Raw genomic sequence first — 20,644 nt, 5'->3', positions numbered from 1 at the left:
TCTCACGGATTGCCCTTGCCGCCGTGCGCGCCCACCGCGGTGCCGGTGGAGAAGCTGGTCCCGTCCTCCGCCAGCGCGACGTAGAGCGGGGCGAGCTCGGCCGGCTGGCCGGCGCGGCCCAACGGCGTGTTCTGCCCGAACTCGCCCATCTTGCCCGGCAGCTGGCCGCCTGCGACCTGTAGCGGGGTCCAGATCGGCCCAGGCGCCACCATGTTGACGCGAATGCCCTTCTTGGCGAGCTGCTTGGCGAGCCCCTTGGTGAAGATCAGGATTGCCCCCTTCGTGGAGGCATAATCGAGCAGCTCGGGCTCCGGCTCGTAGCTGTTGACCGAGCCGGTGTTGATGATCACCGAGCCGGGCGGCATCGACGGGATCGCCGCTTTGGCGATGCGGAACATCGCGAAAATGTTGGTCTCGAAGGTGCGCACCATCTGCTCGTCGCTGATCTCGGAGATATCCTCCTTGCTCTGCTGATAAGCGGCGTTGTTGACGAGGAGGTCGAGTCCGCCGAGTCCGCGCACCGCATCGGCCACCAGCTTGGTGCAGGCGCGCTCGGTGCGGATGTCGGCCGGCAGCAGTACCGCCTTGCGCCCGGCCTGCTCGATCAGCGCCTTGACCTCCTGCGCGTCGGGCTCCTCGGTCGGAAAGTAATTGATCGCGACGTCCGCGCCCTCGCGCGCGAAGGCGATCGCGGCGGCGCGCCCCATGCCGCTGTCGCCACCGGTGACGAGCGCGCGCCGACCGGTGAGCTTGCCCGAGCCGCGGTAGCTTGTCTCGCCGCTGTCGGGGCGCGGGTTCATCTTCGACTGCAGCGCCGGCCAGGGCTGGCGTTGCTCGGGAAAGGGCCGGTTGGTGTATTTGGTACGCGGGTCGCTGAGCTTGGCCGGGCCGGACGGCTGCGCGCCGGCGCCTTGTGCCGCCGCGGTGGTGGCGGTGAAGGCGAGGCCGGCGGCAGCGCCGCCCAGGATGGTGCGGCGCGTCGTGCCCTGATCGTCCATGTCGCTGATCTCCAGAGAGGATTTGCGCCGAACGGGTGAGAGGCGCGGAGGTTCAGGGAGGGACGGGCGACGGCGCGTGAATGTTGCGAATGTTGAGTCGCTGGCAGGGCGGCGGGGCGACAGTCGGGGGGCATCGCTAACGATGTCGACCATGTCAAAGAGCGGGCGCCGGGATAGCTCGACCACCGCCCCGTAGGACAGGCTGAGATCCTCCCCGGCGCGGAAAGGGGGACCGCCGGCGACGCCGGTGGTGGAGGCGGATTTTCACGCAGCGCAGCGCCTGCGGAAGCCCCTCCACCCCCGCGCTGGGCGCGGCGGTCCCCCTTCCCGCGAGCGGGGAGCATCTAGGCCATCACGGGCCGTTCGCTGCCAGCTCCGCGAGCCATGCCTTGGCGGTACCGTCCGAGGGCGCGCGCCAGTCGCCGCGCGGGGACAGAGCGCCGCCCGCCGACACCTTCGGCCCGTTGGGGATCGCCGAGCGCTTGAACTGGCTCGTCTGGAAGAAGCGGACGAGGAAGCGCTCGAGCCACAGTCGCACCGTGTCGAGATCATAGGCGGTGCGCGCCGCCTCGGGATAGCCGATCGGCCAGCGTCCCTGATCGACGTCGCGCCACGCGTGCCACGCCAGGAACGCGACCTTCGACGGCGCCAGCCCATGGCGGATCACGTAATGCGCGAAGAAGTCGTTGAGCGCGTACGGCCCGATCTTGCTCTCGGTGCTCTGCAGCTCCTCGCCCGGGACAAGCTCGGGCGAGATCTCCTGCGACAGGATGGCATCAAGCACCGCGTTGGTCGGCGCGTCATATTGGCCAGTCGCAATCGCCCAGCGGATCAGGAACTGGATCAGCGTCTTGGGGACGCCAGCGTTGACCGCATAATGGCTCATCTGGTCGCCGACGCCATAGGTGCACCAGCCCAGCGCCAGCTCGCTGAGGTCGCCGGTGCCGACCACCAGCCCGTCGCGCTGGTTCGCGATGCGGAACAGATAGTCGGTGCGCAGCCCTGCCTGGACGTTCTCGAAGGTGACGTCATACACCTTCTCGCCGCGGCCGAACGGATGCCCCATGTCGGCGAGCATCCGCGTGGCGGCGGGGCGGATGTCGATCTCCTCGGCGGTGATGTCGAGCGCGTCCATCAGCTTCCAGGCGTTGCTCTTGGTGCCCTCGCTGGTGGCGAAGCCGGGGAGGGTGATCCCGAGGATGTCGCCGCGCGGCCGTCCGAGCCGGTCGAGCGCCTTGGCCGCGACGATCAGCGCGTGCGTGCTGTCGAGCCCGCCCGACACGCCGATCACCAGCCGCTGGGCGTTCGCCGCGACGAGCCGCTTGGCGATGCCCTCGACCTGGATGTTGAACGCCTCGTAGCAATCCTCGTCGAGCTTGGCGGGATCGTTGGGCACGAACGGGAAACGGCGCAGCTCGCGCTCCAGCCCGACATCGGTAAAGTCAGGCCGGTGCGCGAAGCCGACACGGCGGAAGCGCGTCTCGGGATGGCCGAGCAGTGCGGCGCTGTCGTTGAACGTGCCGTTGCGCAGCCGCTCCTGCGCGAGCCGCTCGAGGTCGACGTCGGCGATCACCAGCTCGGGCTCGTGCGCGAAGCGGGTCGATGCCGCGAGCAGCTCGCCGAGCTCGTGGACCGTGCCCTGACCGTCCCAGGCGAGGTCGGTAGTGCTCTCACCGGGCCCGGCGGCCGAATAGACGTAGGCGCACATCGCGCGCGCCGACTGCGACGCCGACAGCATCATCCGCTCGCGCGACTTGCCGATCACCACGTTCGAGGCGGAGAGATTTGCGCACACCAGCGCGCCGGCGAGCGCGCCGAGCGTCGAGGGCGGGGTCGGGGACCAGTAATCCTCGCAGATCTCGGCGTGGAGGACGAAGCGCGGCAGGTCGTCGGCGGCGAACAGCAGGTCGGTGCCGAACGGCACGTCCGCGTCGCCGAGCCGGATCGTCAGCCCGGTCAGCCCGGCGCCGCTCGCGAACCAGCGCTTCTCATAATATTCGCGGTAGTTGGGGAGGAAGGTCTTGGGCACCACGCCGAGCACGCGGCCGCGCGCGATTGCCAGCGCGCAATTGTAGAGGCGCCCCTCGCGCTCGAGCGCGGCGCCGACCAGCAGCACGGGGCGCAGCTCGGCGGAGGCTGTCACCACGCGCGCGATCGCGTCGCGCGTGGCGCGCTGCGACGCCGACTGGAGGTGGAGGTCGTCGATCGCGTAGCTGCTCAGGTTGAGCTCGGGGAAGACCACGAGGTCGACCGCGCCCGCGTGCGCGCGCCGCGCCAGCGCGATCGTCTGCTCCGCGTTGAAGGCGGGATCGCCGACGCTGGCTGGCGGGGTGGCCGCGGCGACGCGCAGCAGGCCGTGGTGGTGGATCGAGCGGAAAGCCGGGTTCATGTCACAGGCCTAGCCGCCCGCGCGCCGCCTCACCACCCGGCGCATCTTAACTTCTCTCAGTCGCCACGCCGCGCTAGGCTGGCCGACGCGATGAACCAACCGCTAACCTCGGCGAGCGACCCGGCTTTATTGTTCGCGCACGGCGGCGAGATGGGCCAGCGAATCCTGGCGCACGACTGGTCGGCCTCGCCGCTCGGCCCGATCGCCGGCTGGCCCGCGGAGCTGCGCAACGCGCTCGCGCTGGCCTTGCCCGCGCGGATCGAGATCGTGCTGTTCTGGGGGCCCGACTACGTCGCGCTCTACAACGATGCCTATGCGCCGACGATCGGCGCCAAGCACCCGCGCGCACTGGGCCGCCCGGCGGACGAGTCGTGGAGCGAGTTGTGGGACGATCTCGAGCCGCTGCTCGCGCACGTGCGCACCAGCGGCGAGACCTTCGCCGCCAAGGACCGCCCCTTCTACATCGAGCGGGCAGGGCAGGGCGAGACGGTGTATTTCGACGTCAGCTACTCGCCGGTACCGCTGGCGGACGGCAGCGTCGGCGGGGTGCTGTGCATCGTCTCGGAGACCACCGCTCGGGTGCGCGCCGCGCGCGCGATGGCGGAGGACCGCGAACGGCTGCGCGAGATGTTCGATCAGGCACCCGGCTTCATCGCGGTGCTGCGCCAGCCCGGCCATGTCGTCGAGCTCGCCAATGCCTCCTACCGCCGGCTGGTGGGCGGGCGCGACGTGGTCGGCCGCGCGCTCGCGGAGGCGGTGCCCGAGGTGGCGCAGCGCGGGCTGATCGACAAGCTTGACGGCGTCGTGGCGACTGGGCGACCGTATCGCGGAACCGAGGTGCCGCTGCTGCTGCCGCGCGGCGACGGCGGCAGCGAGGAGCGCCGGCTCGACTTCATCCTCCAGCCGGTCACCGATGCAAAAGGCGCGGTTACCGCGGTGTTCGTCGAGGGCACCGACGTCACCGAGCGGCATCGCGCCGAGAGCGCGCTGGCGCTGAGCCGCGACTCGCTCGAGCTCGCTACCGAGGCGGGCGAGATCGGTACCTGGGACTATGATCTCGCCGCTGACCGCTTCTCCTGCTCGCCGCGGACCTGGGCGATGTACGGAATCGAGCCGGGGCCGGCGCAGTCGCTCGCCGAGTTCGCAGCCTTGCTCCACCCCGAAGACCGGCCGCGCGTACGGCAGGCCTTCCTCGCCACGATCGATCCGGCGCGCCGCGCGCGCTACGACATTGAGTATCGCACCCGCCCCGCGCTCGACGGCTCGACCCGCTGGCTCGCGGTGCGCGGGCGCGGGCTGTTCGAGGACGAGCGCTGCGTGCGCGCGATCGGCACCGTGATCGACGTCACCGCGCGCAAGCGCGAGGCCGACGCGCTGCGCGAGAGCGAGGCGCGCTTCCGCATGCTCGCCGACAGCCTGCCCGCGCTGGTGTGGCTGACCGACGCCGAGCTGAACCTCACCTTCGCCAGCGAGGGCTTCCGCGCGATTCTGGGCGTCGCGCCCGGCGAGGTGGTGACGGGCGGCTGGCTCTCGCTGCTGCCGAGCGAGCTGCGCGCGGCGGCGGCGCGGCGGCTGGTCGAGCGGCAGCGCGCGCGCGACCCGCTGAGCGGCGACTATCGCCTGCTCACGCGCGCGGGCGGCGAGCGCTGGGTCCATGCCGAGGCACGCGCGCGCTTCCTCGGCGGCACCTTCCTCGGCTATGTCGGCTGCGCCATCGACGTGACCGAGGCGCATCTCGCCGGCGAGCGGCTCGAGGCGCGGGTGGAGGAGCGCACCGCCGAGCTCACCCGCCAGATCGCCGAGCGCGAGAAGGTGGAGGAAACGCTCCACCAGCTCCAGCGGCTCGAGGCGATCGGCCAGCTCACCTCGGGCGTGGCGCACGACTTCAACAACCTGCTCACCGTGGTGCTCGGCAACGTCGAGATGGTGTCGCGCGCCGCGGCACGCGGGCCGCTGACGCCGCGCGCGCTCGAGCAGCTCGATCATGTCCGCGCCGCCGCCGAGCGCGGCGCGACGCTGACCGCGCAGCTGCTCGCCTTCTCGCGCCGCCAGCGGCTCGAGGCCAAGGTGGTCGATCTCAACGCCGCGGTGACGGGGCTGGTGCCGCTGCTCGAGAGCACGCTGGGGCGCTCGATCGCGATCGAGGCCGCGGTGTGCGACCAGCCCTGGCCCGCCATGGTCGACCCGACCCAACTCGAGCTGATCCTGCTCAACCTCGCGATCAACGCGCGTGATGCGATGCCGGGGGGCGGCACGCTGCGGGTGAGTACCGCCAACGTGTCGCTCGGCGCGCCGGTGCGGCCGGAGGAGCCGTCCGCGGGCGATTATGTCCGGGTCGCGGTGAGCGACACCGGCACCGGCATGACGCCCGAGGTGCTGGCGCGCGCGTTCGAGCCCTTCTTCACCACCAAGGAGGTGGGCAAGGGATCGGGGCTGGGCCTCGCGCAGGTGTTCGGCTTCGCCAAGCAATCGGGCGGGGGCGTGCGGATCGACACCCGGCCGGGCGAGGGCACGCGGGTCTCGGTCTACCTGCCGCGCGCCACCATGGCACCGAGCGAGGCGCCGGTCAGCGAGCCGCGCGGCGCTGGCGGCTCGGTGGCGCGACGGCGCGTGCTGGTGCTCGACGACGAGGATCGCGTGCGCGAGATCACCGCCGACGCGCTGCGCGACGCCGGGTGCGGCGTGGTCGAGGCGGCGGACGGCGCCGCCGCGCTCGACGCGCTCGACGCCGATCCCGCGATCGAAGCGGTGGTGGCGGACGTAGCGATGCCGGTGATGACCGGGGTGGAGTTCGCGCATCGCGCGCGCCAGCGCCGGCCGACGCTGCCGGTGTTGTTCGTCACCGGCTATGCCGACGCCGACGAACTCGCCGACGTGCCCGCGCCGCAGGTGATCCGCAAACCCTACACGCGCGCCCAGCTCGTCGAGCGGCTCGCCGCCCTGCTCGCGGCCGCGGATCTGTCCCAGGGCTGACTGGCCGGTTCAGCGATCGTTCTGTCATCGCGCGCTAGACCGTGCGCATGATGGGGCCGGCTGGTGCGCCGGCGAGTGAGAGTAAGGGCCATGATCAAGGCGTTGGTGGTGGGGCTGCTGGTGGGCGCCGGTCTGGTGCCAGCGGCGGCGTCGTCGCAGCAGGGAACGCTGCGCGACGCGATGCGCGCGCGCATGCAGGCGCGGGTCGAAGCCCGCGGCGAGGCGCCGCGCGAGCCTGGGCCGCGGGCCCCAGCACCGATGCCGCGCGGCGAGTGGAACCGTCCCGACCGTCCGGAGCGGGTCGATACGGGCGGCTGGCCGCGACGCGACACGGGGAACGGCGGACGCGGCGGCGACCGTGCCGGCTGGGCGGCGCCGCCGGCGCCCACTCCGGCACCGGCGCCGCGTCCCGGCGCGCGGCCAGGCGGTTGGGGCTATGGCGCCGCGCCGGCGGTACGCGGTGACGGTGATCGCTCGCGGGCCGAGTGGCGCAGCGGGCGCGACCGCTCGCCCGGCTGGGACCGCCGCGACGACGCGCGCACCCGCGCCGACGGCGACTGGCGCAGCGCGCGATCCGGCGACGGCTGGGAGCGGCGCGACCGCGACGACGGCGCCTGGCAGCGGCGCGACCGCGGCAACTACGCCTGGGGCAATGGCGGTAACGGAGGCTGGGGCGGTCGCGACGATCGCGCGCGTTGGGACCGCGACTGGCGGCGCGACCAGCGCTACGACTGGAGCGGCTATCGCAGCAGCAACCGCTATGCCTATCGCCTACCGCGCTACTACGCGCCCTACGGCTGGGGCGGCGGCTACACGCGCTTCGGCATCGGCGTGCGGATCGCGCCGACCTTGTTCGCGCGCAGCTACTGGATCGATGATCCCTACGCGTATCGCTTGCCCGACGCCTACGGCCCGTACCGCTGGGTACGTTACTATGACGACGCGCTGCTGGTCGACCTCGACAGCGGGCAGGTGGTCGACGTAATCTACGACATCTTCTGGTGAGGCGAGCGAGGGCGCGGGCGGCTTGCGTGTCGCCGCGCGCCGCGCGATGGAGCCGGCATGGCCCTGACGACCCTTCCCCCGGGCGGTCCCTCCACCGCGCGCGCCGCGATCGGCGCGGCGGTGGCCGCCAAGCTCGATGCCGATGCCCGGATGCAGCGCCTGCCCAGCGAGCGGGTCGCGGCGTGGCGATGCCTCGACTTTTTGGACCAGGCCTGGTGCGACTGGCTCATCCAGGTGATCGACTCGAACCGCCGCCCGTCATCGCTGCTGAGTGACCGCGGCGATCCCAACAATCGCACCAGCGAGAGCTGCGACATGGACCGGTTCGCCGACGGCATCCGCCAGGTCGACGAGTCGATCGCCGCCTTGCTGGGCATCGCGCCCGAGTATGGCGAGACGATGCAGGGGCAGCGCTACGCTCCCGGCCAGCTGTTCCGCACTCACCACGATTATTTCCACGAGGGTGAGAGCTATTGGCCGCGGATGCGCGAGAATGGTGGGCAGCGCACCTTCACCGCGATGATCTATCTCAACGAGGTGGAGGAGGGCGGGGCGACGTGGTTCCCACAGGGCGGGCTGCGCGTATCGCCGCGGCGCGGGATGCTGCTTGCCTGGGACAATATGAACCCGAACGGAAGCCCCAATACCGCCACGCTGCACGAGGGCATGGCGGTGGTGGAGGGCACCAAATACGTCGTCACCAAGTGGTTCCGGGAGGAACCCTGGGGCCGCGCCGCGCGGGCGGCGGCGGAGGCTGCCGCAGCCGCCGCCGCAGCGTCGACGGGCGCGCCCGCCTCTGCTAAGCGGTGACATGCTTCAGGCCAGCCCCGGTTTCTCGCTCAGCACCCGCCCGCGCGCGATCGCGCGCTGGCTCTACTGCGTCGCCGCGCTGATCGTCGCGATGGTGGTGGTCGGCGGCGTCACGCGGCTGACCGAGTCCGGGCTGTCGATCACCGAGTGGAAGCCGATCTCGGGCGTGATCCCGCCGCTCACCACCGCGCAATGGCAGGCCGAGTTCTCCAATTACCAGCGCATCCCCGAATATCAGCAGCTCAACCGCGGCATGACGGTCGACGGCTTCAAGGCGATCTTCTTCTGGGAATATGCGCACCGGCTGCTTGGTCGCGTGATTGGTCTGGCCTTCGCGCTACCGCTGCTGTGGTTCGCGGCGAAGCGCCAAGTGCCGCGGGGCTATGGCTGGCGGCTCGGCGCACTGCTCGCGCTCGGCGGGCTTCAGGGCGCGATCGGCTGGTGGATGGTCGCTTCGGGGCTGTCGGTGCGGACCGACGTCAGCCACGTGCGGCTTGCGGTGCATCTCGGCACGGCGCTGTTCATCCTCTCCGGCATCGTCTGGACCGCGCGCGACCTCGTGGCGCTCGCCGACAACCCGCTGGCGCGCCCGGCGCCGCTGCGCGCGCTGCCGGGGCTGGCGCTCGCACTGCTGGCGGTGCAGATCGTGTTCGGCGCCTTCACCGCGGGGCTCGACGCCGGCTATGCCTTCGCCAGCTGGCCGCTGATGGGCGACGCGCTGTTCCCCGCGGGGACGCCGATGGTCACGCCGGCGTGGCGCAACGCGGTGGACAACCCGATCGTGGTTCAGTTCATCCACCGCTGGTTTGCCTTCGTCGCGGCGGCGGGGCTGCTGCTGCTGGCGCATCGCGCGCGGCAGGCGCGCGCTCACCGTGCCGCGGCGGCGGTGGCGGTGCTGGTGGCGACGCAGATCGCGCTCGGCATTGCGACCCTGCTCAGCGGCGTCGACCTGCCGATCGCGGTGGCGCATCAGGCCAATGCCGCGCTGCTGCTGATCGGCACGGTCGCGGCGGCACATGCCGTGAACCGCCACCGCGCCTGATCGATCCTCAGGTATCATAATACCCGTCGACAAAGCCGCGGAAACCTTGACTTCACGGCCTCGTGCCGGCAATGCACCGCCATCGGCGCGCAGGCCCGGCGGGGCGGTGCGTCTTTTCTATTTGAACGCGAAACGAGGTCACAGGCACCATGAAGGCGCTGATGAAGACCACCAAGGCGGCCAAGCCGCATGAGGTGGAGAAGAAGTGGCACATCGTCGACGCTGACGGCCTGGTGGTCGGTCGCGCCGCGGTGGTGATCGCCAACGTGCTGCGCGGCAAGCACAAGACCAGCTTCACCCCGCACGTGGACTGCGGTGACAATGTCATCGTGATCAACGCCGACAAGGTGCGCTTCACCGGCAACAAGCTTACCGACAAGGTCTATTACAAGCACACCGGCTATGCCGGCGGCATCAAGGGCACCACGCCCGCCAAGGTGCTCGAGGGGCGCTTCCCCGAGCGCGTGCTCGAGAAGGCGGTCGAGCGGATGATCCCGCGCGGCCCGCTGGGTCGCCAGCAGATGCGCAACCTGCGCATCTACAAGGGCACCGAGCACCCGCATGAGGCGCAGAACCCCGCGGTGCTCGACATCGCCGGCATGAACCGCAAGAACAAGGTGGGCGCATAATGTCCGACAACCGCCAGTCCCTCTCTGATCTCGGTGCGGCGCTCCAGCAGCAGCGCGAGGTTCAGACCGACGCCGCCGACGCCTCGGCCGAGGCCTATCTCGCCGGCAGCATCGACGAGCCGGTCCAGCGCGCCCCGCTGCGCGCGCAGGAGCTCGACAAGCAGGGCCGCGCCTATGCCACCGGCCGCCGCAAGGACGCGGTCGCGCGCGTGTGGCTCAAGCCGGGCTCGGGCAAGATCACGATCAACGGTCGCGACCAGGAGATCTACTTCGCGCGTCCGACGCTGCGTCTCGTCATCAACCAGGTGTTCGGCATTACCGAGCGCGAGGGCCAGTATGACGTGGTCTGCACCGTCAAGGGCGGCGGTCTGTCGGGCCAGGCCGGTGCGGTGAAGCATGGCATCAGCCAGGCGATCACCAAGTATGAGCCGGTGCTGCGCGCGCCGGTGAAGGCGGCGGGCTTCCTTACCCGCGACAGCCGCGTCGTCGAGCGCAAGAAGTACGGCCGCGCCAAGGCGCGTCGCAGCTTCCAGTTCTCGAAGCGCTAAGCGGATACTGCCTTGTGCTCCTGCGGACGCAGGAGCCCAGAGCCACGGGCACCAGCCTTCGCCGCCTTGGGTTCCTGCATGCGCAGGAACACGGAGCGACGGGGAAAGCAGACAGGGGCGGTCCGGCGACGGGCCGCCCTTTTCGCATCTGGCGCATGTCACTTCGGTAACAGCGGCGTGACAGCGCGTTTCACCGATCCGTCGTGAAGCTGACACGCAACGAGTGGAGAGAGGTCGGACATCACCGTCGCCCGCTATCGGGTCCAACGAAGGTAATGCGCTGACATGACAGCAGTGATGACGACGGCCGGGGTCGCCCAGGCCTATGATCGCTGGGCCCCGATCTACGACCTCGTGTTCGGGCCCGTCTTCCGCCAGGGCCGCGCCAGCGCGATCCGCGCCGCCGACCGGATCGGCGGCCGCATCCTCGAGGTGGGGGTGGGCACCGGCATCTCGCTCCCGGGCTATGCGCGCACCAGCCGGGTGACCGGGATCGATATCTCCGAGGACATGCTCGACAAGGCGCGCGCACGCGTCCGCCGGCAGAACCTCCACCATGTCGACGCGATCCGCGTCGGCGACGCCGAGGCGCTCGACTTCGCCGACGAGAGCTTCGACGTCGTCGTCGCGCAATATGTCGTCAGCGCGGTCGCCAACCCGCCGCGCGCGCTCGACGAGTTCGCGCGCGTCTGCCGGCCGGGCGGCGAGATCGTGATCACCACGCGCGTCGGCGCCGAGAAGGGCGTCCGCGGCACGATCGAGAAGACGCTGATGCCGGTGACCAGCCGGCTCGGCTTCCGCACCGACTTCCCCTTCGCGCTCTACGCCGACTGGATCGCAGGACGCGACGACGTCGCGCTAACCGAGCGCCGCGAGATCCCGCCGCTCGGCCATTTCTCGCTGGTGCGCATCGCCAAGCTCGACCGGGAGGACCAGTGATGCCGGCGATTCGCAAGCTCCGCTTCGAGGACGAGCAGGGCAACCCCGGCTTCCGCGCGCAGCTGAAGGAGCAGCGCTGGGACGACCATCGCTACTACCACCACAATCTGGTCAACCAGAGCCTGCACTTCGTCAGCGCCTGCACCTTCCTCGTGGCCTATGCTTTGCTGTTCGTCGACGCCGCGCTGGCGAGCCTGCTCGCCTGGGGCGTCGCGATGACGAGCCGCCAGGCCGGGCACTTCTTCTTCGAGCCCAAGGACTATGACCACGAGAACGGGGTCAGCCACGAGTATAAGGAAGAGGTGAAGGTCGGCTACAACCTCACGCGCAAATATGTGCTGATGGGCTTGTGGCTGGCGATCCCGCTGGTGCTGGCGGTCGAGCCGACGTTGTTCGGGCTGCTCGAGCGACCCGATACGGCGCTCGACTTCCTCCGCCACGTCGGCTTCGGCTGGCTGTGCTTCGGGGTGGCGGCGATCCTCTTCCGCGTGACCCAGCTGTGGATCGAGCGCGACCTGGAAACCGGGATCGTCTGGGCGACGAAGATCGTCACCGATCCGTTCAGCGACTTCCGCCTCTATCGCACCGCGCCCGCGCGGCTGCTCAAGGGCGAGCGCAGCGAGGATCACCACGCGGCGGCGTGAGGCTGCGAGCGGGCGACTTCCTTTCCTCAAGCGCTGTTCGCCGGCGAAAGCCGGGGTCCAGGTGGGAAAGCCGTCGTGAGTATCGCGGCCGTCCCCCAACTAGGCCCCGGCCTTCGCCGGGGAACAGTCAGGAGCAGCGTTTCACCGCCCCAGCCGCGCCCGCAGCGACTCGCGTAATGCCATCCGGCGCAGCTGCTTGTCGCTGACCACGGGTCCGCTCCACCAGCCGTCCGCCTGCATCGCGCGCGCGGCGGCGACGAAACGGCGGACGATCTCGTCGAACAAGGCCTCGTCCACGTCGAGGCTGAAGATCAGTCGCCCGGTGCCGACCCAGCTCAGCGCCAGCCCCTCGGCGCGGAGGTAATATTGCAGCATCCAATTGTAGCGCGACGGCCGCGTATACAGCACGGTCCAGATCGTCGAGAGGTTGGCGACCGCGACCGGCAGGTCCTCGGCGGCGAGCGCGGCGTTGAGCTGCACCGCGCGCGCGTCCCACTTGGCGTCGAGGCCGTCGTACAGCGCCTGTACCGGGCGCGTCTCGAGCCGGCGCAGGAACGAGTCCATCGCCGCCATCACATAGGGATGCGCGTTGAAGGTGCCGCGGGCAAAGCAGATGTCGACCGGCCGATCGTCACGCCAGCGCTGCATCAGCGCGGCGCGCCCGGTGAGCACGCCGACCGGCAGCCCGCCGCCCAGCGTCTTCCCCCAGGTGATCAGGTCGGGTTCGACCCCGACGCGGCGCAACAGGCTGCCCGGCGCGAGCCGGAAGCCGACGAACACCTCGTCCGCGATCAGCACGATCCCGTTGGCGCGGCAGGTCTCGGCGAGGCGGTGGAGCCAGCGCGCATAGCCGTCGAGGTCGGCGCCGGCGCGGCGGGCGCTGTCGACCAGCTGGCTGTCCGACGGTGCGCCGGCGTTGGGATGGAGCGCCTGGAGCGGGTTGACCAGCACGCAGGCGATGTCCTTGCGGGTGGCGAGCACGCCCAGCGTCTCGTCGCTCATCTCGGCGAGCGTCAGCGTGTGGTCGGCGGGGACGGGGTTGCCGATGCCGGGCTGCACGTCGCCCCACCAGCCGTGATAGGCGCCGGCGAAGCGCACCAGCCGGCGCTTGCCGGTGTGATAGCGCGCCAGCCGCACCGCCTGCATCACCGCCTCGGTGCCCGACATATGGAACGACACTTCGTCGTGCCCCGACAGCGCGCGCAGCCGGCGGACGTTGTCGGCGACCACCGGGTGATAGGCGCCGAGCAGCGCGCCGAGCGGCTCGGCGGTGGCGACCGCCTCGCGCAGCGTCTCCTTGTAGAAGTCGTTGCCGAACAGGTTGACGCCGTAGGAGCCGGTGCAGTCGATCAGCCGGTTGCCGTCGAGGTCGATCAGCCACGCGCCCTCGGTCCGTTCGACGAAGGCGCCGGTCGGCAGCTTGGCGCGTACCACCTCGGCGAAGGGGAAGGGGACACGGTAGCGTCCGGTGAACTGCAGGTCGGACAGGCCCGCGCGCGTTTCCGCGGTGAGCGCGAGCGTCTGCGGGAAGCGTTCGGCGTAATGCTCGCTCAGCCGGCGGAAGCCGCTGCGCCGTCGCGCCGCGACCGCGTCGTCGCAGCCGTCGGCGCGGAAGAAGCGCGCCTCCGGGTGGCTGTAATAAGGGATCTGCCCCGCGACGCGCTTCGCCATACGGACGTGCCCGCCGAGCGAGCGATGTTTGGCGCGCGACAGGCGCAGCCGCTCGCGCCCCTTGCTGACCGCGAACAAGGTGGTGGCGACCGCGCCGGCCACCGCGACGAACGTCTTCTTCTCCATGCCTCCCCACAGACCCTCACGATGACGCAGGTGTGACAATGCGCTCGGCTTTCCTCCGCCTGCTGCTGCAGGAGGATCTCAACTTCCTGCTGACCAATCGCATCCCGCGGCGCTGGGCGACCAAATTGGTCGGGCGCATCGCCGCGGTGGAACATCCCCTGGTGGCGCGACCCGCGCTGGCGGCATGGCGCTTCTTCTCCGACGTCGATCTCTCCGACGCCGCCACTACCGAGTTCCGCTCGCTACGCGACGGCTTCATCCGTCGGCTGCGCCCCGGCGCGCGCGCCTATGACCGCGATCCGACGACGCTGGCGAGCCCGTGCGACGCGATCCTCGGCGCGCATGGCCGGATCGAGGGTGATCGAGTCTATCAGGTGAAGGGCTTCCCCTACCGGCTCGGCGAGCTGGTGCCCGAACCCGCGCTGGTCGATCGCTTCCGTGACGGCTGGTACGTGACGCTGCGGCTCACCGCGGCGATGTACCATCGCTTCCACGCCCCCGCCGACCTGACGGTGGAGGGCGTGACCTATCTCTCGGGCGACTGCTGGAACGTCAACCCGATCGCGCTCCGGCGGGTGGAGCAGCTGTTCTGCCGCAACGAGCGCGCGGTGATCGAGGCGAGCGCGGGCGGGAGGCCGCTGCTGCTGGTGCCGGTCGCGGCGATCCTGGTGGCGAGCATCCGGCTCGGCTTCCTCGACGTCGAGACGGTGCTGCGCGAGCAGGGCAGCGCGCGCGTGGCGTGCGACGCGCGGATCGGAAAAGGCGAGGAGATGGGCTGGTTCGAGCACGGCTCGACCATCCTGCTGTTCCTGCCGCCCGCGGCGGAGCTGCGCGCCGGTCTGCGGCTCGGCGACACGATCCGCGCGGGGCAGGTGCTGGCGGACTGGTGAGGCGGACGAGGGGGCTGTCTCCGCCTTTCCCGCTGGCGTCATCCTGAGCTCGTCTCAGGATCCACCGGTCCGCGTACCCTTCGGCTTCTGAGTGCGCGGCGCCGTGGATCCTGAGACAAGCTCAGGATGACGGAATGAAGAGGAGGGAGGACGGGCCAGCGACCAAGCCGTCCGCTCCCCCGATCACTCCACCCGATCCGCCACCAGCGCGTCCACCACCGAGGGGTCCGCCAGCGTCGACGTGTCGCCCAGCGCGCCGAGGTCGTTCTCCGCGATCTTGCGCAGGATGCGGCGCATGATCTTGCCCGAGCGCGTCTTGGGCAGCCCCGGCGCGAACTGGAGCGCGTCGGGTGTGGCGATCGGCCCGATCTCCTCGCGCACCCACTGGCGCAGCGCCGCACGCAACTCGTCGGTCGGCTGCTCGCCCGCGTTGAGCGTGACGAAGGCGTAGATGCCCTGGCCCTTCACCTCGTGCGGCATGCCGACCACGGCGGCCTCGGCGACGCTGGCGTGCGCCACCAGCGCGCTCTCCACCTCGGCGGTGCCCATGCGATGGCCGCTGACGTTGATCACGTCGTCGACTCGGCCCGTGATCCAGTAATAGCCGTCGCCGTCGCGGCGGCAGCCGTCGCCGGTGAAATACTTGCCGGGATAGGTGGTGAAATAGGTCTGGAAGAAGCGCTCGTGATCGTTCCACACGGTGCGCATCTGCCCCGGCCAGCTGTCGACCAGGCAGAGGTTGCCCTCGGTGGCGCCCTCGAGCACCTTGCCCTCCGCGTCGACGATCTGCGGCTGGACGCCGGGCAGCGGTTTGGTCGCCGAGCCGGGCTTGAGATCGGTGGCATAGGGCAGGGGCGAGATCAGGATGCCGCCGGTCTCGGTCTGCCACCACGTGTCCACCACCGGGCAGCGCGAGTCGCCGACGACGCGGTGATACCAGTTCCACGCCTCGGGGTTGATCGGCTCGCCGACGCTGCCGAGCAGCCGCAGCGAGGCGCGGCTGTGGCGCGTCACCCACTGGTCGCCCTCGCGCATCAGCGCGCGGATCGCGGTCGGCGCGGTGTAGAGGATGTTGACCCCGAGCCGGTCGACCGTCTCCCACAGCCGGCCGTGATCGGGATAGTTGGGCACGCCGTCGAACATCACCGTGGTGGCGCCGTTGGCGAGCGGGCCGTAGACGACATAGCTGTGCCCGGTGACCCAGCCGATGTCGGCCGTGCACCAGAACAGCTCGCCGTCGCGATAGTCGAACACCTCCTGGAAGGTCTTGGTCACCCAGACGAGATAGCCGCCGGTGGTGTGGAGCACGCCCTTGGGCTTGCCGGTCGAGCCCGAGGTATAGAGGATGAACAGCGGGTCCTCGGCGCCCATCGGCTCGGGCGCGCAATCATCGTCGACGCTCTCCAGTGCGTCGTGGAGCCAGACGTCGCGGCCCGCGGTCATCGCGACATCGCCGCCGGTGCGACGGATCACGAGCACCTTCTCGACGCCGGGGCAGTGCGCCACCGCTCTGTCGACGTTCGCCTTGAGCGGGATGCGCTTGCCGCCGCGGCAGCCCTCGTCGGCGGTGATGACGATCCGGGAGTCGCAGTCCTGGATGCGGTTGGCGAGGCTGTCGGGGGAGAAGCCGCCGAACACGATGGAGTGGATCGCGCCGATCCGCGTGCAGGCCAGCATCGCCGCGGCGGCCTCGGCGATCATCGGCAGGTAGAGCGTCACGCGGTCGCCCCGGCGCACGCCGAGCGACTTCAGCACGTTGGCGAAGCGGCACATGTCGCGGTGCAGTTCGCGATAGGTGAGCGTGCGGGTCTCGCCGGGCTCGTCGCCCTCCCACACGATCGCGACCTGGTCGCCGCGCGTGGCGAGATGGCGGTCGACGCAGTTGACGGAGACGTTGAGCTCGCCATCGGCGTACCAGCGGATGCGGAAATCGGCCTCGTCGAACGACGTGTCCTTCACCACGGTGAAGGGTCTGATCCAGTCGACCCGCCGCGCCTCGTCGCGCCAATAGCCCTCGGGATCCGCGACCGAGCGGCGATAGGCCTCCTCATAGCCGACGCGGTCGATGCTGTCGGGCAGACCCGCCGGCGCGGGGTGACACGTCTCGCTCATCGCTCGTTCTCTCTCCTCGATCCCGTATCGTCGTCGCCCGGCGCTCAGCCCTCGGGCGGCACCGGCGGCGTCTCGTCGCCCAGGCTCAGCCCGTGACGCATCAGCATCGGCACGTTGGCCACCGCGAACAGCATGGTCACCGGGATGACCACCCACACCTTGTAGATCGCCCACAGGTCCCAGCCGCGCTGCGCGCCGAACGTGGCCGCGGCACCGCGCCACACTGCCTCGTTGGCGAACGCCATGGCGACGAAGAACCACACCCAGTTGAGCGTGAGCCGATGCCAGCCGCGCTCGCTCAGCCCGGGATAGCTCGACCCCATCAGCTGCTGGAGCAGCGGACGCCCGGTTGCCGCCCCGAAGCCCAAGGTCGCGGCCAGCAGCGCGTAGACGATCGTCGGCTTCGTCTGGATGAAGCGCGGGTCGCGGAAATACATCGTCAACCCGCCGAACACGATCACCAGCCCGGCCGAGATCAGCAGCATCGGCGGCACGCGGCCGAGCTTTGCCTTGGCGATCACCAGCGCGACCACGCTCGCCAGCACGAAGGCGGCGGTCGCGACGATCACGCGCGCGAGCAGCAGCGCCTCCACGCGGGTGAGATCCGACAACGCGGGCGTCACCGCGGCGACGAGCCGTCGCGCGCTCTCGCCCGGCAGCAGGAAGTTGACCGCGAAGAAGACCGCGAGCGGGCCGTAATCCACCAGCGCGCGCGCGCCCGCCGACTCCTTCGGCGTCGCGCTCACTTGCGCGGCCCCGTGTCGACCCCGGCGATGATCCGACTGACCTCGCGCGCGTCGAACGGGCGCAGGTCGTCCATCTGCTCGCCGACGCCGATGGCATGGATCGGCAGGCCGTAGCGCTCCGCCGCCGCCACCAGCACGCCGCCGCGCGCGGTGCCGTCGAGCTTGGTCATGACGAGCCCGGTGACGCCCGCCACCTCCTTGAACACCTCGATCTGGTTGAGCGCGTTCTGTCCGGTGGTCGCGTCGAGCACCAGCAGCACGTCGTGCGGCGCGGCGGGGTTGAGGCGGCCGAGCACGCGGCGGATCTTGGCGAGCTCGTCCATCAGCTCGCGCTTGTTCTGGAGCCGGCCGGCGGTGTCGACGATCAGCACGTCGGTGCCGATCTCGGTCGCCTTCTTCACCGCGTCCCAGACGATGCCCGCGGCGTCGCCGCCCTCGGGGCCGGTGACGATCGGAACACCGATCCGCTCCGCCCAGGTGCGCAGCTGGCCGATCGCGGCCGCGCGGAAGGTGTCGCCCGCGGCGAGCATCACCTGATAGTCCTGCTCGAGGAACAGGTGCGCCAGCTTGGCGATCGTGGTGGTCTTGCCCGAGCCGTTGACGCCGATCACCAGCACCACCTGCGGGCGGGGAAAAGCGTCGATGCCGAGCGGCTTGGCGACCTGCGCCAGCACCTTCTCCACCTCCTCGGCGACGACGAGCCGGATGCCGAGCTCCTCCATGTTGCGCTCGAACGTGCCCTCGGCGAGCCGCGCGCGGACCCGACCCGCGGTCTCCGGACCGAGATCGGAGCCGATCAGCGCCTCCTCCACCTCATCGAGCGTGTGCTCCTCGAGCCGCGCGCCGCCGAGGCCGGCGAGGTTGCCGACCAGACGGTCGGAGGTGCGGCGAAAGCCGCCTAGCAGCTTGTCGTGCCAGCTCGTGCTCATGCGATGGTTCCGGTGAGATGGTCGGGCGCGGCGGCGACGATCGCGACGTCGTGCACGCTGCCGATGGGGAGGGGGGCAGCGAGGCGGACCTCGCTGAAATCGGGGGCGTGGCCGCGGTCACCGGGGCGCTCGATCAGCACGCGCTGCACCGTGCCGACCTGGCGCGCGAGGCGGCGCGCGAGCCGCGCGGTCGAGGCGGCGCGTAGCGTCGCGGCGCGGGCGCGCGCCACCTCGGGCTCGACCTGCGGCATGCGCGCCGCCGGCGTGCCCGCGCGCGGCGAGTAAGGGAAGACGTGCGCGTGGGTGATGTCGGCCTCGTCGACCAGCGCGAGCGTGTTGGCAAACATCGCCTCGTCCTCGGTCGGGAAACCCGCGATGAGGTCGGCGCCGATCGCCAGCTCGGGGCGCGCGGCGCGCAGCCGCTCGACCAGCGCGAGCGCCGCGGCGCGGCGATGGCGCCGGCGCATGCGCTTGAGGATCAGGTCGTCGCCCGCCTGGAGCGAGAGGTGGACGTGCGGCATCACCCGCGGCTCCTGGGTGAGCAAGGCGAACAGCGCGTCGTCCACCACATGGGGATCGAGCGAGGAGAGGCGGATCCGCTCCAGCCCCGGCACGCCCATGAGCAGCCGCTCGACCAGCGCCGCGAGCCTGGCGCCGCGGTCGTCGTAGCTCGCGAGATCGACCCCGCTCAGCACCACCTCGCGTTGCCCGGCCTCGACCAGCGCCGCGACGCGCGGGACGATCTCGGCGATCGGATCGCTGCGGCTCGCGCCGCGGCCCTGCGGGATCGCGCAGAAGGTGCAGGCATGATCGCAGCCGTTCTGGACGCCGACGAAGGCGCGCGTCTGCGCGCGCGGCCGCGGCGCGTTGGTGCGCGCGCTACCCCAACTCGCCGGCAGCAGCTTGGCGGCGTTCGGGATCAGGCGGTCGACCTCGGGCATGGCGGCGAAGCCGGCGCGATCCATCTCGGCGGCGCAGCCGGTGACCACCAGCTCGGCGTGCGGCACGCGGCGCCGCAGCCGGCGCACCGCCGCGCGCGTGTCGCGCATCGCCTGGTTGGTCACGCCGCAGCCGTTCACCACCGCCACGCCCGCGCCGGCGAGCTGGCGGATCGCCTCGCTCTCGGCGATGTTGAGGCGGCAGCCGAGCGTCACGACCTCTGGCTGGGGAACGGCGGACATGGCGCGCGATCTAAGCGGCGGCGCGGACGAAGTCGACCCTGTGGTGTGGGGTGATCCCTTAGTCCTTCCCGCATGGCGGGGAGGATCGGAAGCTCACCCTCGCGGCGCCATCACCTCGATCACGCCGGCCGCGACGTGCGCGGTGACCGGCGTGTGCGCCAGCACCTCGCCGTCGATCGAGATCGGCAGCGGCGGGTCGCTGCGCACGCGGATCGACGTGCCGGAGAAGGTCACGACCTCATGGTGCCGTTCTTCGCGACCGAGCCAGCTCGCCGCCCAGTTCGTGACCAGCCGGCGCTTGTAATGGCCCTTCACCACCTGGACGACGATCTTGCCCGAGTCGACCTTGGCTTCGTCCACCAGCCAGGTGCCGCCGTGGTAAGGACCGTTGGAGATCCGCACCTCGACCGCCTTCAGCTTCTGCTCGCCCTTGCCGTCGCCCGCGTCGACGTAGAGCGTGAAGGGTCGGAAGCGCGTCAGCTGATAACCCGCCCAGCCGAGATAGCCGAGCCGCCCCGCCACCTTCTTGAGCCGGTGCGGCACCGTCTCGGCGATCTGCGGGCTCAGCCCCATCGCGGCGCAATTGGCGAAATAATCGTCGTCGATCATGCCGAGATCGATCCGCCGCGGCGCGCCGGTGCGGAAGACCTCGATCGCACCGTCGATGTCGAGCGGCAACCCCAGCGTGCGCGCGAAGCTGTTGGCGGTGCCGAGCGGCAGCACGCCGAGCACGACGTCATGGCCGACCATGAGATCGACCAGCCCGCTGATCGTGCCGTCGCCGCCCCCGAGGATCAGCAGGTCAGGCTTCTTCTCCAGCGCCTTGCGCACGGTGCGGTCGAGGTGCTTGGGGTCTTTCACCGCGTGCGGCTCGACCTTGAACGGCAGCTCGCGCAGGCGGCGGCAGGCGCGGCGGAACAGCTTGCGCCCGCGCCGCGACTTGGCGTTGACGACGAGCGCGGCGGAGCGGATTTCTCTCATGTCCAGGCTAACGCGCGAGCGGGCGTTCCGC

General features: G+C 70.7%; 17 protein-coding genes. 9 read left to right on the top strand and 8 right to left on the bottom strand.

The window, feature by feature from the left end; all coding sequences use genetic code 11:
- Positions 1 to 2: 2 nt before the first annotated feature.
- Both FHY02_RS03415 and FHY02_RS03410 read right to left on the bottom strand, forming a co-directional pair.
- Positions 3 to 998: an SDR family oxidoreductase gene (locus FHY02_RS03415; RefSeq protein ID WP_183920445.1), complete on the bottom strand. Its 996-nt coding sequence runs from the start codon at positions 996 to 998 to the stop codon at positions 3 to 5.
- Between the two features lie 352 nt (positions 999 to 1,350).
- Positions 1,351 to 3,387 carry an NAD(+) synthase gene (locus FHY02_RS03410; RefSeq protein ID WP_183920443.1) on the bottom strand — a complete coding sequence of 679 codons (2,037 nt, stop codon included), beginning with the start codon at positions 3,385 to 3,387 and terminating at the stop codon, positions 1,351 to 1,353.
- Positions 3,388 to 3,477: 90 nt separating this feature from the next.
- Here FHY02_RS03410 and FHY02_RS03405 point away from each other — a divergent pair, with 90 nt between their 5' ends.
- From FHY02_RS03405 to FHY02_RS03370, 8 genes are all read left to right on the top strand, one after another.
- Positions 3,478 to 6,360 (top strand): PAS domain S-box protein, encoded by a 2,883-nt coding sequence (locus tag FHY02_RS03405; protein ID WP_183920440.1) that lies wholly within the window; start codon positions 3,478 to 3,480, stop codon positions 6,358 to 6,360.
- A 90-nt stretch (positions 6,361 to 6,450) separates the two neighbouring features.
- Positions 6,451 to 7,365 (top strand): RcnB family protein, encoded by a 915-nt coding sequence (locus tag FHY02_RS03400; protein ID WP_260172584.1) that lies wholly within the window; start codon positions 6,451 to 6,453, stop codon positions 7,363 to 7,365.
- Between the two features lie 57 nt (positions 7,366 to 7,422).
- Positions 7,423 to 8,175, top strand: a complete 753-nt coding sequence (locus FHY02_RS03395) for a 2OG-Fe(II) oxygenase (protein WP_183920438.1) — start codon at positions 7,423 to 7,425, stop codon at positions 8,173 to 8,175.
- Position 8,176: 1 nt separating this feature from the next.
- The gene (locus FHY02_RS03390; RefSeq protein ID WP_183920436.1) at positions 8,177 to 9,217 is read left to right on the top strand and encodes a COX15/CtaA family protein; all 1,041 of its coding nucleotides are present in this window, start codon (positions 8,177 to 8,179) and stop codon (positions 9,215 to 9,217) included.
- A gap of 149 nt (positions 9,218 to 9,366) precedes the next feature.
- The gene (gene rplM / locus FHY02_RS03385) at positions 9,367 to 9,846 is read left to right on the top strand and encodes a 50S ribosomal protein L13 (protein WP_183920434.1); all 480 of its coding nucleotides are present in this window, start codon (positions 9,367 to 9,369) and stop codon (positions 9,844 to 9,846) included.
- Positions 9,846 to 10,394 (top strand): 30S ribosomal protein S9, encoded by a 549-nt coding sequence (gene rpsI / locus FHY02_RS03380; RefSeq protein WP_132907964.1) that lies wholly within the window; start codon positions 9,846 to 9,848, stop codon positions 10,392 to 10,394. Before rplM ends, rpsI begins: the two co-directional genes overlap by 1 nt.
- 297 nt (positions 10,395 to 10,691) lie before the next feature.
- Positions 10,692 to 11,333, top strand: coding sequence for a class I SAM-dependent methyltransferase (locus tag FHY02_RS03375; protein WP_260172583.1), 642 nt, complete (start codon positions 10,692 to 10,694; stop codon positions 11,331 to 11,333).
- Positions 11,333 to 11,977, top strand: a complete 645-nt coding sequence (locus FHY02_RS03370) for an Mpo1-like protein (RefSeq protein ID WP_221198465.1) — start codon at positions 11,333 to 11,335, stop codon at positions 11,975 to 11,977. The genes FHY02_RS03375 and FHY02_RS03370 overlap by 1 nt, the downstream gene beginning before the upstream one ends.
- A gap of 141 nt (positions 11,978 to 12,118) precedes the next feature.
- On the opposite strand, the gene FHY02_RS03365 is transcribed toward FHY02_RS03370, so the two are convergent.
- Entirely contained in the window at positions 12,119 to 13,774 is a 1,656-nt protein-coding gene (locus FHY02_RS03365) for an aminotransferase class III-fold pyridoxal phosphate-dependent enzyme (protein WP_183920430.1), read from the bottom strand.
- A 38-nt stretch (positions 13,775 to 13,812) separates the two neighbouring features.
- Here FHY02_RS03365 and asd point away from each other — a divergent pair, with 38 nt between their 5' ends.
- Positions 13,813 to 14,664 carry an archaetidylserine decarboxylase gene (gene asd, locus FHY02_RS03360; RefSeq protein WP_183920428.1) on the top strand — a complete coding sequence of 284 codons (852 nt, stop codon included), beginning with the start codon at positions 13,813 to 13,815 and terminating at the stop codon, positions 14,662 to 14,664.
- A 183-nt stretch (positions 14,665 to 14,847) separates the two neighbouring features.
- Here asd and acs read toward each other — a convergent pair whose 3' ends face one another.
- The 5 genes from acs to FHY02_RS03335 all read right to left on the bottom strand — a co-directional run bounded on the left by acs (position 14,848) and on the right by FHY02_RS03335 (position 20,613).
- Positions 14,848 to 16,776 (bottom strand): acetate--CoA ligase, encoded by a 1,929-nt coding sequence (acs, locus tag FHY02_RS03355; RefSeq protein ID WP_183920425.1) that lies wholly within the window; start codon positions 16,774 to 16,776, stop codon positions 14,848 to 14,850.
- A gap of 44 nt (positions 16,777 to 16,820) precedes the next feature.
- Positions 16,821 to 17,522: an inner membrane-spanning protein YciB gene (locus FHY02_RS03350; protein ID WP_183920423.1), complete on the bottom strand. Its 702-nt coding sequence runs from the start codon at positions 17,520 to 17,522 to the stop codon at positions 16,821 to 16,823.
- On the bottom strand, positions 17,519 to 18,451 hold the full coding sequence (gene ftsY, locus FHY02_RS03345) for a signal recognition particle-docking protein FtsY (RefSeq protein ID WP_132907957.1): 933 nt from the start codon (positions 18,449 to 18,451) through the stop codon (positions 17,519 to 17,521). The genes FHY02_RS03350 and ftsY overlap by 4 nt, the downstream gene beginning before the upstream one ends.
- Positions 18,448 to 19,632 carry a MiaB/RimO family radical SAM methylthiotransferase gene (locus FHY02_RS03340; protein WP_183920421.1) on the bottom strand — a complete coding sequence of 395 codons (1,185 nt, stop codon included), beginning with the start codon at positions 19,630 to 19,632 and terminating at the stop codon, positions 18,448 to 18,450. The genes ftsY and FHY02_RS03340 overlap by 4 nt, the downstream gene beginning before the upstream one ends.
- A gap of 93 nt (positions 19,633 to 19,725) precedes the next feature.
- Complete coding sequence (locus tag FHY02_RS03335) at positions 19,726 to 20,613, bottom strand: diacylglycerol kinase family protein (RefSeq protein WP_183920419.1); 888 nt, start codon at positions 20,611 to 20,613, stop codon at positions 19,726 to 19,728.
- Between the last annotated feature and the right edge of the window lie 31 nt (positions 20,614 to 20,644).

It is taken from the genome of Sphingomonas sp. BK069 (assembly GCF_014193405.1).
Classification (GTDB): Bacteria; Pseudomonadota; Alphaproteobacteria; order Sphingomonadales; family Sphingomonadaceae; genus Sphingomonas.
This window is presented reverse-complemented; position numbering and strand designations above follow the sequence as displayed.